This is a genomic window from Nostoc sp. 106C (assembly GCF_002154725.1).
Taxonomy (GTDB): Bacteria; Cyanobacteriota; Cyanobacteriia; order Cyanobacteriales; family Nostocaceae; genus Aulosira.
In genome coordinates, this window is record NZ_MTAW01000185.1 from 63,575 (window position 1) to 78,995 (window position 15,421).

General features: G+C 37.9%; 10 protein-coding genes. All 10 read right to left on the bottom strand.

Going from position 1 to position 15,421, the window contains the following annotated elements:
* Positions 1-8 precede the first annotated feature (8 nt).
* On the bottom strand, positions 9-4,724 hold the full coding sequence (gene hpsA / locus BV375_RS28535) for a hormogonium polysaccharide biosynthesis protein HpsA (RefSeq protein WP_086766774.1): 4,716 nt from the start codon (positions 4,722-4,724) through the stop codon (positions 9-11).
* A gap of 755 nt (positions 4,725-5,479) precedes the next feature.
* Positions 5,480-5,716, bottom strand: a complete 237-nt coding sequence (gene rpmB, locus BV375_RS28540) for a 50S ribosomal protein L28 (RefSeq protein ID WP_086766776.1) — start codon at positions 5,714-5,716, stop codon at positions 5,480-5,482.
* Positions 5,717-5,939: 223 nt separating this feature from the next.
* Positions 5,940-7,928, bottom strand: coding sequence for a molecular chaperone HtpG (gene htpG / locus BV375_RS28545; protein ID WP_086766778.1), 1,989 nt, complete (start codon positions 7,926-7,928; stop codon positions 5,940-5,942).
* Between the two features lie 514 nt (positions 7,929-8,442).
* Positions 8,443-9,525 carry a hypothetical protein gene (locus tag BV375_RS28550; protein ID WP_086766780.1) on the bottom strand — a complete coding sequence of 361 codons (1,083 nt, stop codon included), beginning with the start codon at positions 9,523-9,525 and terminating at the stop codon, positions 8,443-8,445.
* Between the two features lie 33 nt (positions 9,526-9,558).
* On the bottom strand, positions 9,559-10,329 hold the full coding sequence (locus BV375_RS28555; RefSeq protein ID WP_086766783.1) for a class I SAM-dependent methyltransferase: 771 nt from the start codon (positions 10,327-10,329) through the stop codon (positions 9,559-9,561).
* 67 nt (positions 10,330-10,396) lie between these two features.
* Positions 10,397-11,512 carry a DegT/DnrJ/EryC1/StrS family aminotransferase gene (locus BV375_RS28560; RefSeq protein WP_208099206.1) on the bottom strand — a complete coding sequence of 372 codons (1,116 nt, stop codon included), beginning with the start codon at positions 11,510-11,512 and terminating at the stop codon, positions 10,397-10,399.
* Positions 11,512-11,952, bottom strand: a complete 441-nt coding sequence (locus BV375_RS28565) for a hypothetical protein (RefSeq protein WP_208099207.1) — start codon at positions 11,950-11,952, stop codon at positions 11,512-11,514. Before BV375_RS28565 ends, BV375_RS28560 begins: the two co-directional genes overlap by 1 nt.
* Positions 11,953-12,073: 121 nt before the next feature.
* On the bottom strand, positions 12,074-13,015 hold the full coding sequence (locus tag BV375_RS28570; RefSeq protein WP_086766822.1) for a glycosyltransferase: 942 nt from the start codon (positions 13,013-13,015) through the stop codon (positions 12,074-12,076).
* A gap of 16 nt (positions 13,016-13,031) precedes the next feature.
* Positions 13,032-14,030: a glycosyltransferase gene (locus BV375_RS28575; protein WP_086766789.1), complete on the bottom strand. Its 999-nt coding sequence runs from the start codon at positions 14,028-14,030 to the stop codon at positions 13,032-13,034.
* Between the two features lie 199 nt (positions 14,031-14,229).
* Positions 14,230-15,234, bottom strand: coding sequence for a hormogonium polysaccharide biosynthesis glycosyltransferase HpsE (gene hpsE / locus BV375_RS28580; protein WP_086766791.1), 1,005 nt, complete (start codon positions 15,232-15,234; stop codon positions 14,230-14,232).
* Positions 15,235-15,421 lie beyond the last annotated feature (187 nt).

Below are 15,421 nucleotides of genomic sequence, written 5' to 3' on the forward strand. Positions count from 1 at the left end.
AGGTTTTATCAAGGGCAGCTAGGACGTTGGTCTGAGCTAACGGCGTATTTGTAATTAGTGCCATAATTAGTAGCAGCGTTGTTGTAGCCAACAGTAATGCTGTCACTTGGGTCATCATATTGAGCAGCACATAACAAAGTTTTCACCCAGTTGTCATCTCGTGGCACTTCCCGATAAAACTCATTGGGAGGGTTAAGTGTTGGTGCTGTAAACCGCTGAGAGAACAAATCAGGCAACTGAGTCAGTAAGGCGACATCATAACCCCAAGAACGGCTAGATGGTGTGTAGAAAGGTGCAGTACCTACTGTGTCTGTACCATTACTATCTTTATTGACGGTAGATTGATAACCTTGGGGGTATCCAAAATTTGTGCTGCCACCGCTATTAGAAGTAATTACTTGCCAAGGCGCTGTGGCATAAGAACTGCGCTTAAATTCAATAAAAGAGCCACTAGCTTTATGATTTATGTAATTACCTGCACTTGTTTCCCAACGTTCTAGATAGCGTACAAAGTTTTCTAAACCACCACCAAATTCGTTTGGACGGCTTGGGGTATCACCTTGCGCGATTACTAAATTTGTTTCTGTGGCTGTGGCATTTTGCAACCAATTAGTGTTAGACCGATTTCTTACATCATTTCCGTTACCAGTCTCCGGCCCTGTAAAGTTTGTGATCGCTATTGGGTAGTGAATTTGTAATACTGGTACTAACAGCGGTTGTTCTGTTGCTCTAGTTCCTGTGAAACTACTAGGAGTCAGGATTGACAGAGGATACTGAGGATCATAACTGGATGCTCCTGCGTTATCAGTTTTAAACCAGAGAGTGTTAGGTTGTTTACGGGGTTGCTTAGTACTGAAGGTGCTATACGGAAATTCATCTTGTGCTCCCGAACTGTTAATACCCAGAGGAATAGGTTGATTATTATCTAATATCAATTTATGGTTTCCATCCCTCTTGAAAGCAACCCGACGAGGATAAATGCGATCCGCTTCTAACGTCGCAGGTTGACTAGTAGTACCCGCACCACTAATTACCCAATCACTTGGTTTGCAAGCTGTTACTATTCGTTTACGGCAGATTTCCATGACATACTCAGAAAAATTAACAACTCCCCCTACCCCTACCCGGCGCTGAATTGGGGTCACAAAGTTGTTGAAGTAAGAACTACCTGTGGGAGTTGATGTATTGGCAGAGTATTGATCGTCTTGAAAGTCGTGGCTAGTGACAAAGTTGTTATCCCAAAAGCCATTGATTTTAGCAGCAGCCGAGGCAGTTATCTGAGTAGCTTCTGCAACACTAGTGTCAGTCGTATTACCGTTACCATTGAGATCAAAGCCAAAGTCAGATTCACTGACATTTCCTAAAGACCCGTCACCATCAGCATCAAAGTTAGGAAGAAAAACAGGATTACCGACATTATCAACCGTATCGTAGTTGTTTCTCAGGGCATAGTCGCCCTGATCCCGATAGCCTTCTTGGAAAGCACCAGACAGAATAGTAATCGCATCAGCCAGAACCGTTGCTGGCCGCCAAGTTTCGCCTGTGCCGCAAGTAGTAAACTGATCTTTGCGGCAAGCAAAGTTGGGATCAAGAGTGTTACGAGTATAGAAGTTATCCCATAAATAATTAGGGTCGGGATTTAAAGCCTGTGTAAATTCTTCTTTGGAGTGTAGATTAAAATTACCTTTGACATACACAGGCAGGTTAGATGCCAAGATTAAACCCTTTTCTTCTGGCTTATAAGTAGCGTTACGACTCAAGTCACTACCGTTAATCAGCATAATGCCGTTAGGTCGTCGAGTAGGATCTAGCTTGAAGTCTGCGGTACTTACAATTGGGTCAGTATCGCTGGCATCTGGTAGTGCATCGTCACGAGTTGCATAAATAATGCCACTATTTGGAAATAGAAACTCTCCTCCAGTTTTAGATTTTCTTCGTAGTAAATCCAGATTCACGATGGTGGCACGAATTTCTAAAGGCTGACGCAATTCCACATCCAAGTTGTATTTTGTGGTGCTTGAAGAGTCTGGCTTATCGATTGCTTTTACCTGTCTAGCATCCAGAAAAGCAGTTTCCATAATAGCGCCATGCGGAATAGCACCATCATCAATATCAGTAGTAGTAAGAGTCCCATCCAAGATTTTCAAGGCGCACATCGCAGAATCAACTGCTGATTGCTCAGAAAGACTGAGATTTTGACTTGCTGCAATTTTTGTCAAAGCATCCTTAAGTGGTTGATTTACCAAGCGTCCATTGGGGTATTTCAATGCAGCTTGGTAGTTCAATGCTGCTTCATAACCTGTTGTTGACAGGGACGACGCTGAGTAGACAACACCATTATTAGAGTTCCCTCCATTACCAGCAGCAATTGTAGATAGTCCTGTTAAAGCTCTACCAGAAGCGGGGAATGGAGAAAAATCTGGCAACCCTTCCTTATTTTTTGCTGTAGTGCTATTAGTAGGATCGTAGTAGCTACTGACACAGGCAATGGGGGTTTGATAAGTGCCTGGGGTATTAGGATCGTAGGATGAATCTTGATAGTGATAAACTGCTGTAGCCCGCATTTTTAAGTAGGGTGTCTCAGCATGGGGTAAGCCAGCCTCACTAGTAGTATCACTGGTGGGTTTGGTAACACCCATCGCCATACTATCTGGCCAGACTTTATCTGTTACGGCAAGATCGGCTGTAAAATCAGTGGTGGTGCTGGTAGGAGTACGATTATCAGGCAAGTAAATTCCTGCACCAGTAACGACTCTTAAACCCCCGACTACATCTAGAGGGCCTGTAGGTTCTTGTGATGCTGCCTTTTCCCAGAAGCCATCTCGTTCTGTAACCCCCAGATCGTCTAGTAAGTTAGCTTGAGAGAAGCGCTTACGAGGATTAGTAGTGTCATCCCATTCCTTGGTGGAAATAGTCTGTCCTGTTTCTGAACTAACAAATGTGGTGCCGTTGTACCAATATTGAGGTAGGTTATTGCCTACTAAAACGCGATCGCCAATCAGTTTTTCTTGCGTTGTGGTTAAGGTCTTCAGGGTATTTGGGTCTGTTGCTGGCAGGTAAAGCTTATTTGCAGTACTCTGCGCTTTCATCGCTATCTTGGCAAAATTAGTTTCAGTTTTACCATCAGTGGGATCAAAGGGGAAAACCCATTCATCTACTGGACGCAAAGAGTTACCAGAGTCGCCACCAGTTGGAAACGGATTAGTGCTTGTGTAGTTATAAGTTGTTCCTGTATTAGTAGGTTGTTTCAGTGCATTCTCACCAACACCCACCTCTGCATAAGGAACACGTCGTGTCCGCTTTTTAAAGTAAATTGTTAGCTGTTGATCTTGTGCTTTCGATGCTGAGAGAGTTGGCTCAGCTGTCCTAGCCTTCTTAATTCCCTCTTTAACTTCATCGGGAAGAGAAGAATCTGGGGGAGTTGTAGCTGGATAAAGAGCATTTGTTGCTTGTACTAAGCGGGCAATTCGTTGAGCATAAGCCGCATCGTTATAGGCTGCTGTATTTCCGTAGACGGTTACTGTTTTATTTGTGTCACTAAAATAATCAGCCGTTTGATCACCATAATTTGGCTGATAGGGCCGAACATCTTTAAAAAGATCTACCCTGACTTTAGCTTCTCCGTCTATCTTTGCAGTTTCATTTACGCGACTATTGATTACATTACCAGCAATAACAATTTTGCTGTTTTCCTGGGTGTAATAACAAGAATATGGGCTGCTGACTTGATAAAACCAAATTCCATCGTCATATGTTTTCATTCTCGTCAGCAAATTACCATTAGTAAATATGCGTCCGTTAATATATAAACCGGCTCCAGGTGTAATTTCTAAGTCGTTCTCGTAGATTACTGCGTTGTTGGTGAGTGGAAGACGCTCCCGGTCTTGCTGATACTCTAAAGATGAAAAGCCTTTATTACCTGTAAATTTTTCATACTTATTACTAGTGTTATCTACTCCCGTTAGATCTGTGATAGGTACTGTAGTTGTATATACGAAAAGGCTTCTTTTGAGCTTACTACCGACTTTATACCAACCCTGACTACCGACTAAATCAGCACTAGTAGCAACATTACTTGCACATTTACCAGCTGTAGCGCCTTCGTCCATTGGTTGCGCTCTTGCTTCTAGGGTACTTCTTGGTCTAGTACTAGTAGGAGTCCGAAAGTAAATGCCGTAAAGAGTAAAGCTATCAAACTTACCATCATTATCAGTATCAACAGGATATTTCCAGGCTGATATTAGAGTTTCATCGTCAGCAATAGAATTATCACCATCGATATCCTTCACTAATTTTAATTGCGTCTCGTCACCAAATGTAAATTCGGAAATATTATTATCGATAACTTGGCTCAATGAGAAGTCTGAGGGCGTTGAACGTGGTAATCTCGGGTCTTGAAAAAGTTTGTCTAATTTAGCTTTTGCGCGATCAAGAGCTGGTGCGGCTGCTCTTAGAACAATTTCATTCACTCGAACGTTGCTAGCATTTTTAGATCTTTCAAATGACCGAAATAAAATTGCAGTAGTCAGCAGCACAACTACTAATGCTACCATTGCCACCGTTGGCAACACAAAACCAGCATTGACCGTTCCGCGCTTTCTTCTGGTAGTAAAAACAGCCCGAAGCAACCAAATAATTTGCTTCTTAATTTTAGAGAAGCACTGAGAAGTAAATATTTTAAAGACTTTTGTTATTGCCTTGACTAGCTGGCGTTTTCGAGTCATAGCTGCTTTCCTGTCAAGTAGTTATTACGGTTTTATTAAACTTTTTAGCTGTTGCTAATTATTATTATTGAGCAATTTTATAGGGAAAATTGCTGGTTTTATTTATGTAGCTACTTACCATACTTTAAGAAGTAGTAAATGCAGCAGCAACACAAAAAATCTAATTGATTTTGATTTATATCATGGGTCAACTTTGCTTTATTAACCGGAAAATACGGATTTTTCTAAAATTATTTAATTCATGGCCATATATGGAAAGTAAAGCTGTAACTTCACACTAACTTTGTAGAAATCTATCCATCTGCAAGCAACTTCATGAAGATGTTGTTAGGAGAGTAAGCTTATATTACCCACCTGTTTATAGAAAACTATCAGTCAGCCGCTAAAAATATTAAGCAATTAAAAACCTCCCCAATTTGGGGAGGCAGAGTAAGAGTGTTCCAAACAATAAATGATCCAAAACCTGTCATTGCGAATGAAGCAAAGCGGAATGAAGCAATCACAGAGTTTGAGATTGCTTCGCTACACTCCGTTTCGCTCGCAATGACAATTGGGCATTTTTTTACTTGGAGTACTCTAAGTATGCTCAGACTTAGATAAAATCTAGGTATTAGGGTCGAGAGCCATTGCTTTTTTCAGAAGCTGATACCATTTCACTTTTCGATTGCGGGCTTTCAAGCCCCTGCTTTTGAGATACTCAAAGAATATCTCTTATTCAAAGGTTGGAGATGTGGCGCTATTTGCGGAAATTGGTATTAGTAATGATTTAAGTTAAGCCCAGCTTCTTTTGCCATTGCTGCCAAACCTTTGGTTGCTAAGGTTTTGATTGCTTTAGTAGACAGCTTAAGTCTGACCCAGCGATTTCCCTCTGCCCACCAAACGCGCTTTTCTTGCAGATTTGCCTGCTGTAGGCGCTTAGTACGGCGATGAGAGTGAGAAATTGCAAAGGCGTTATTTGCTTTCTTACCAGTTAGTTCACAGCGACGAGACATAGCAACTATCTCCAAATTTATAATTCAGTACAACCTTTCTATTCTAGGGGCTTTGGCGCGAAGATTTGGGTAAGTAATTGTCGAATACTTGGTTTCCTTGCAAAACACCTGGCTTTGGCGATGAACAATCAAGGGTTTCAAACTCGCCCAAAAGGTTTTATCTGTGTAATCACAACTTTCAGTTGCCTGATGCAAGATTCGGGACAAGGCATAATTGACGATGTTAATTGCTCACTTGCTCTGTTAGCTTGGTGAGTACCTCATTTGAACGCTCCACAAAGGATTTCATTCCTTCACCGTCAAAGCCTTTCTGCGACATTAATGCTAAATCATAGACGTGTTGGCAAATCATGTTCACCAATTGGGTTGTGGGAGATAGACCATCACCTTGGATAATACTTCCTTGACTGAGATTTGCAAGATTTTGAATCAGGGGGTGAGCAGTATTCACTAGCAAAATATGGTCTTCAGGAAACTCTGTGGTTTGCTGCTGCATCATCGCGTTCATTTCCCGCAGACGACGGAGTATTTCTGGTAATAGTACCATTGCAGGTGGTGTACCTTGGGGATTATCCGATTTCAAAGCTTCAGTGCGGATATTGAGTCTAGGTTTGTTGAGGGCTTTCTCAAATAACTCTTTGATTACCTCACTCTTAGTTTTGTTAGTTGTTGGGTCGACAATTTCCCCAGCTTTATCTTGATCCAACAGCGTATTATCCAAGTCGGAGTCTACGCGTGTAAATTTGACATCCTTATATTCCCGTTCTAAGAAGTTGATGAAGTGAGTATCGATGAAGGAGTCCATAAATAGGACTTCTAAGCCTTGATTTTTATGTAATTCTACGTAGGTAGCTTGTGATGCTTCATCTGTACAGTAGAAAACCTTGTTTTCGTGACGTTCTTTGTTGCGTTCTAAATATTCTTTGAGGGTGGTGTAAGGAGTACTGAGTTCTGAGTTTTGAGTGCTGAGAGAGGGAGAAGTAACATCTTGCCAAACATCTCCTTCTGAAGACTGTACCTCAACAGCTGGAGTGGCAGCAGCTTTTTCTGCAACTTTGGCGGTGCTGCGGAAAATGATGATGTCTTCGACTTGTTTTTTGAACTTTTCGTCGTTGAGAACACCAAATTTCACGAAAGTGCCAAGGTCTTTCCAGGCACTAATGTATTGTTCGCGGTTATCACGGTAAAGTTCTTTAAGGCGATCGCCTACTTTTTTGGCAATGTAGTCGCCGATTTTACGGACAGTGCGATCGCCTTGCAGTGCACTCCGCGAAACATTCAGAGGAATATCGGTGCTATCAATTACTCCCCGCATCGGCATGAGAAATTGTGGGATAATTTCTTCGCAATTGTCGCTGACAAAAACTTGATTGCAAAATAGCTTAATCTGCCCTTTCGTAACATCCACATCGGGCTTCATTTTGGGAAAATATAGAATCCCATTAATAATGAAGGGATAGTCTGTATTTAGATGCACCCAAAGTAATGGCTCTTCCTGAAAAGGATAGAGATAGCGGTAAAATTCTAAATAATCTTCTTTGCTCAGGTTACTAGGAGATTCTCGCCAAGGTGCTTTTTGCTGATTTAAGACTTCACCTTCCAGTTTGATGGGCACTGGCATGAAGTCGCAATATGTCTTAACAAGAGTCTTAATACGTGCTGACTCTAAATATTCTTCTTCTTCCGCTTGCAGAGTCAGGGTAATGGTGGTGCCGCGAGTTGTCCGGGATGATTCTTCTAAAGTAAACTCTGGGGAACCATCACAAGACCAATGTACTGCCTGCGCTCCTTCTTGGTAGGAAAGAGTATCAATTTCGACTTTTTGGGCCACCATGAAGGAGGAATAGAAGCCAAGACCGAAGTGACCGATAATTGGTTGGTCTGATTTGCTTTGATATTTGTGAATAAACTCTTCGGCACTAGAGAAAGCAACCTGATTAATGTATTTTTTAACCTCCTCTGCGGTCATCCCGATACCATTGTCGGAGATGGAGAGGGTCTTTTTGCTTTTATCTATGGAAATTTCGATTTCTGGTTCGCCGATGTCTCCGGCATAATCCCCAGCACGGGATACCATTTTTAGTTTTTGGATGGCATCTACAGCGTTGGATACGAGTTCCCGTAAGAAGATTTGGTGATCTGAGTAGAGAGACTTCTTAATAATGGGGAAAATATTCTCAGTATGAATACTGATTGTACCTTGTTCTAACATAACCTATTTTTAGATAAAAGTCGCTTATTGAGGATTTTAAGGGCATAGTCAGTGCGATCGCACTGCTTGAGAGGATTGTTTACCCCCATTCCGAAATGCGGATTTCCCTACCCCTTTTATCTGCTTCACAAAACTTATACAATACACCCAAATTGTTGTTTATTTTCTATTTTAAGCAAGCTGGACTATTATTGCTTGTCTACGCACTTATGTAACTTATGCCAGAGCCTAAGGTACAAAGTATACTAATTTATTCAACAGTATCAGATGCATTTAAATCTTTATCCATTACTTATGGCAGGCTACGCGAACAGATTATTTCAAATTACTGAATATCTATAATCAAGCCCGACAAAGGAATGTGAAACTTCTTTGCTAAACTCAAACAATAGCGAGCAATTATGGCATACCACAATAAACGAGTAAAGAACTTTCTCTTTGCAATTTATCGTGCAGTTGTCGTTATCTGGCTTAATTGATGATATAGCCTAATTTTTATAGCTTTTTTATATTCTTATTTTCCTTCTAGAAAAAGAAGAAGTTTTTCAATATAAGTTTTTATATTAAATGATTTTTGAAAAATTTTAGTACAGTTGGATGAATATTCTTGATAATTAGTTTGTATTTTATAAATAGCAGGAACTAACTCATCAATATTTTTTATAGCTACTCCTATTTTATTTTCTTCTACATAGTGCTGTAAATTAGTTTTACTTCTAACAATTACTGGCTTGCCACATCTAATAAACTCTACAAGTTGACCTGATGCGCTTGATATGTAGTAATGATTTACATCTCCAATAGCATAGCCAATAAAACCAATATCACATAGCTTAATTATTTCTGACAATTGATCTGGCGACACTCTAGAAGAGTTAATAAGGGGTGAAATTTCTAATTTTTTCAGCAATCTTTCTATCTCTTCTGATACAAAACCTTGAATAAATAAATTAAATTTTTTATAACTTTTTTGATAACATTTTATTAACTCGTTACTATATCGCCAACTAGCAATAGTACCACTTTGCATAAGTACAGGAAGTTGAGATTCAATACTTATTTTTTCTGGCAGTTTTACAGGTGGTAATGATACGGGCAAAAAGAAAATATCTTCTGGAATACCTTCATAATTAATACTTCTTAAGAATACATGCAATCTTTCTGTATCTTGAATTATTAATTTCTGATTTTTACTGAGCCTTTTTCTAGTTAAATTAGATATGATAGATTGAATTAAATGTTTATTTTTTACCTCATCATAGCCAACAAAATCATGACTCCATAAAATGGTTTTTTCTAGAAAAAACCAAGATGAGATAACATATAAAAAATTATCTATAGCTAATATAATATCGTATGAATCTTGAATGCTTTTTATATATAAACTTATGAAATCTTTTATGATATTGATTAGTGGTTTATAGTCGCCATTTTTGAGTTTGCTATTAAGTTGTTCTGTCCATATTCCACGTTCATGTCCATAAAAGTAATCAATTTCATAATTTCCAGACAGTTCATTTATCAAATGTTTTACATGAGGGTACAAATCATCATCGTTAGGGAAGGGACTTACTAGTAATAATTTTTTCTTTTTCATAGTTTTTATTATCCAGATAAATGTTTTAATCCTTTAAAAACTCTCGACAATAAAAACGCTACCCCACGTGTTAATATTTAGTGGTTTACCTGACATCCATTCCATATGATCAATTATCTTTAAACCTGTATTATTTAATAATAATTCTAATTCAGTTTTAAATAAGTAACGCATTCGATGAGTCTCTCTAATCTCTTCGGTAGTACCGCTATTTTTATCTTGAATAAATATCTGATAGTTAACATCTACCAAATTGTCATTGGGATACATTTCAGGTTCAGCAATTCTAGTAACATAAATTTCTGAATCTTCTAGTCGTTTGATACGAATCTCTGGTGGTTCAGTCAGTACAGCAGGCCCGTACCAAATATCAAAGATGAAAATTCCCCTAGGCTTTAAATGTTGTTTGACTGTAGCAAAAGTTGCTAATAAATCTTCGTTGGTTGTTTGGTAGCTGATAACATGAAATAAAGATAAGGCAACATCAAAGGTTTGATTCAACCTAACTTGGCGAATATCTCCGTGAAAAAGTTTCAAATTAGAGGCTAGTTTATTAGGGAGTTGACAAATACGACTTTCAGCTTTTAGCAACATCTCCTGGCTAAAATCTACTCCGTTAATTTGATAACCCTCTTCAGCTAAAAGAACTGCATGTTTAGCTGTGCCACACCCTAGTTCTAAGATAGTTAATGCCTCGGGTGCATAGGTGTTAATTAGTCGACGAATAAAGTGAACTTCTCCTATATAGTCTTTATCGCGGTAGAGCAAGTCGTAGTAGCGGGCATAATTAGCAAATACATTCATAATCTTAAGCTCTAAGTTTGAAACAGAATTCAGAAGAAATAAGCACTAATTTCTTTAAATATTCTCTTTATGTAAAAATTTCTCTGATTGCTCTTGCTACCTGCTCCATCTGCTCATCTGTCAATGCCATTCCACTAGGAATATAAAAACCACGGCGAGCGATTCTCTCTGCTACAGGACAAAACACATCTTTAAATAAACCCATATTTTGAAAAACAGGTTGTTCATGCATACACCAGAAAAAAGGTCGTGTGCCAATTTGATAAGTACTCAAACGATGCATCACATATTCTGCATCAAAAGGTACACGATCGTTCAATACCAGGCCATATACCCAATAAATATTCTCGGCATAATCAGTTTGGCATATAGGTAACTCCAAACCAGGAATATTTAGTAAAAGTTCTGTATATCGCTTCCCGATGTGACGTTTGCGAGCCACAAACTCATCAAGCCGTTCTAACTGTGCAATGCCAATAGCGGCTTGTAAATTTGTCATCCTAAAGTTCCAGCCTAATTCTTCATGCACAAACCGTTTTTGAGCTTGAAAGCACAAATTACGTAAACTACGGCATCTGTTCGCCAATTTTTCATCATTAGTGAGTACCATTCCACCCTCACCAGTTGTAATGTGTTTGTTAGGGTAAAAACTAAAGGTACTGATAGCTCCAAAGCTCCCACACGGATGTCCTTGATACATCTGACCATGCATCTCAGCAGCATCTTCAATGATATGCAGTCCATATTTTTCAGCCAATACTAGTACTGCTTTGATATCTACAGGCAATCCATATATATGGACGACCATGATAGCTTTTGTTCTAGGTGTGATTTTTGCCTCAATCTGGCTGACATCCATATTCCAAGTCTGGGGGTCACAATCTACCACCACTGGTATTGCACCAGCGCGAACAATGGCAGATGCACAGGAAATTATCGTAAAGGTAGGAAGAATTACCTCATCTCCAAAACCAATTTCTAATGCTGCAACTGCCACATCCAAAGCCACAGAACCATTGCTAACAGCAATGCCATATTTTCGGCCTACTTTTGTAGCAAATTGCTCTTCAAATTGTTTAATAAAAGGTCCTTCTGAAGAAATCCAGCCAGTATCAATACACTCTAATAAATATTTTTTCTCGTTACCATCTAGTAATGGCTCATTTACTGGAATAGGATTCATCAGTTACTCAACTCAACTACTTTAGTTTGCTCTGCGGTAATACCGACAAATCGGGTTTTATCTTGCTCTCCTACATAAGGACCTTGCTTGACTTCAAGCATCTCAATTTCTTCAAGAACTTCAAAGCCATGCCCTCCCGTTACTAAAAGTATGGTGTCGCCTGTTTCTAAAATTCTGCTGTCCAAGTATTGCTGTTGCTCGTTGTAAAAGTCTACACGGAGCTTACCCTTTTTGATAAACAGAACTTCTTGAGTGTATTGTACGTTTCTATTTACAGGATTGTGAACATGAGGCTGAATAACTGTTTTCGCCGGATGGTGCATATAGGCTAACTGTTGAGAAAGGTCATTGGATGTGAAGAAATGAATGCCCATTTCATCAAAATATCTGGGAACAATTATGGCTAAAATTTGACCTTGATAGGTAACTTGCTGAATCACTGTGATTATTCCTTATTATTCAATATTTTACTGTTATCATCGTAGTCCCAATAATCTAAAAGTATGAGTTATATAGATATTATAGTTTTGCTATTGTTTTTATAAAAAATATTTAATATAGCTAAGTTTTAAATTTTAAATTACGCTTTAAATGGTAATACAGAAAAGGAAAAACTATTTTAAAAATCGCTATTAAAATAATTTTTTTCTGTTTTATTACAGCAGGATTATATCGCACACACTTCCAAAGAAATACGGTAGATATCCAACGGTGTACTTTATCTGGAGGTGTTTCTAGAGATTTAAAAGTTAGGTATTTATAAATATTAGACAAAGTATATTTTTTTAAATATCCTAAAGATTCGGCTCTTGGAGTAGCAAAAGCTTTGTTTATTACTACTAAGCAAGTAATTTCTTGTCTTTTAAGATTAGCAGACATGGAATTTGTAGATAGTCTATATAATATTTGTACTTTTGGGACTACTACAAATTCATATTGAGCTGCTAAACGCAACCACATATCCCAATCTTCAGCTGCGGTAAGTGATTCATCAAAACTACCAACTATGGTGAAAACTTCTTTACGAATTAAAGGATTAGAACCATTTTCTATAAAATTCCATAGTAAAAGTTTTTGATAAACATCACCTGTGTCTGTAGTATGCCCCCCAGATTTCACAAACTTACCATCTGCATCAATATAATCTGTCCAGCTATAAGCTATGGAAGCATTTGGATATTCTTGTAGTGCAATTAACTGAGATTTCAATTTATCTGATGTCCATAGATCGTCAGCATCAATAAAAGAAATATACTCACCTAAAGATAATGCTATACCCCGGTTACGACTAGCAGCTAGACCAGCATTTGGATAAGAGAATATGCGTAACCGGGAATCAGTGAATTCAATTTCTTTAATAATATCTAAAGTAGAATCTTGAGAGCCATCATTAATGATGATTAGCTCCCAATTCACAAAAGTTTGATTTAAAACAGAATTAATAGTTTCAGCAATTGTTTTTTCCCCATTATAAACTGGAAGCACTATAGAAATTAACGGCATATTCTTGAAAAACATACTAATTTTTGATTAAAAATGGATCTGTTTTCATATATCCCAGTAAAGTACTTGTGTTATTAAGACAAGGGATTTTAGCCAACAACAAATGAGCGCATTTATCAGGTAAGATAGTAATTGTTGCCAGTTTTAATAAAGCTTTAAATATCACCTTTTTGAAAAGTATAGAGGGATCAGTTATAATAGCCTGAATCAGGAATTTAGCAGCTATCCAACCTTTCTTCCGTTCTGGTTTTCCTTCAAGTGTTCTATAAAGTAGAGTTTTATAAGTGTTTGCTAGGCAGTATGGCTTAAGGTATTGTAGGGATGAGGGAGTTTGTTTAAAAGTACGTTTAATCACTTGTAAACATGCTTTTTCCATTTTGTAAACATCAGCAGACATTGAATTAGCTGAGATTCGATATAAGATTTGCGATTTAGGTACCACTACGAATTGATAGTGTGCAGCTAATCTTAACCACAAATCTGAGTCTTGAGCATTAGTTAGTAATTCATCAAAACCGCCAATCTCAATAAATTCCTGTCTCCGAATCATGACATTGGAGCCATTGCCGATAAAATCGTCTAATAAAAGATGTGGATATACATTGCCTGTTACCGCGACTGTTCTACATGGACGTAAAAATTTACCTGTTTCATCTATGCAATCAGTCCAGCTATAAGCTACGGCAGCATTAGGATTTTCTAGTAACGCTTTGTATTGTGCTTCTAGCTTATCAGGTGTCCAAAGATCATCAGCATCTAGAAAACTAACAAATTCGCCAATCGAATGAGAAAAACCTCGATTACGATTAACAGCTACATTAGCTTTAGGATAAGAAAATATCTTTATCCTTTCATCTTGAATTTTAGATATAACTTCTAATGTTGCATCTGTAGAACTTGCATTAATCAATATTAATTCAAATTGAGAGAATGTTTGATTAAGAACTGAACTAATTGTTTCCTTAATGGTTTTTTCTCCATTAAAAACTGGAATAACTACAGATATAGTAGTCATACTGTATGTAAAATATATTGAGTATTATCAAAGATAATTTATATATTAATCTACTAAGGATAACAGCATCATCAGTATATTTTCAGACTCTGTATATCCTTTTATGCTAATAAAATCTATATTAAAGAGGAGCCTTATAAGGCACGGGTTATCAATGAGAACATATTCTCTGGATTGAAAGTTTTACAGAGCAATGCTTTCAACGATCTTGAATTCCATTTTGCTTAAAGGAAGCGGTAGAACTTATTTTCAAAAATCTGCTAATTTTTATATGCCATAAATAAAAAGGACTAACTAAAGTAGCGAGCAGTCTTTCCATCTCACAAGCTGCAACAATATCGCTATTAATTATTTTGTAATAACGGATAAAGTGTAATATGAGTTTAGCTGTATCATTTAGAAGATATATAAAAAAGGCTAAAGGACGTTGCCAATTTTTCATAAGTAACATCCTTAAATGAAAACGAGCTAAACCAACACCACGCATTAAAGAAATTAAATAATCTTTTTCTAGCCGCCAAGCAGGAATCAGATGCTCTACTTCCATACTGGGATTATACCAAATTTCCCATCCAGCTTTTTGAATATAAAATAATGCTTCAGCATCTTCACTACCTAACATAGAAGAACCAATTCTACCAATTAGAAAAGGAGATGATGGCACATGATATTTCCATGCTTGACGGCGAACAACTAAGCCTGCCGTTGGAGGAAATCCCTGTCGAAAAGGTAAATATAAATGGGGCTGTTCACCTCTTTCGGTAATTGCTAAGTAAAGTAAAAGTGGCTTAATATTTCCTGGTGGTTCTACTTCAAAAGCACCACTAATTTTGCTAGCATAAGCTCCAACTTGTGGATTATTTAAAGCAAATTTATAAGCTTCGATAATCCAATTAGGCGCAGGCAAATTGTCATCATCTAGGAAACCGATAATTTCACTCTTTGCTTCCTGAATTGCTTTGCTTCTAGCAAAGGCTGCTCCTTGTTGAGTCTCCAAGAAATATTTTAATGGGAACGGGTGATACCATTGCAGCTGGTATTCTTGAATAAGTTTTGCAACGCCATCTGTACTATTATTGTCAACAATCAAAATTTCCCATTTCAGGTTTTCTACACCAGTTTGGGTTCGTAATTTTTCGAGTACTCTGGGTAAACGGTTTGCCCCATTGTAAGTGGGGATGGCTACTGTAAAATCAAGGCCCATGATGAACTACGTATCCATCTGAATAGATTTGGTAGTTTTATTGTTCCCAGTGAGTAGTCTAAAAATTCAAACTAAAATAGTTTACTTTATGGGTATTGAGATTTTTTTACTGTTGTTAATAAAAGTTACGATTTCAGAAATCAAGATGTTATTGAATATCCTTTGCCTCAAGTCGGTGAAGCGAGCT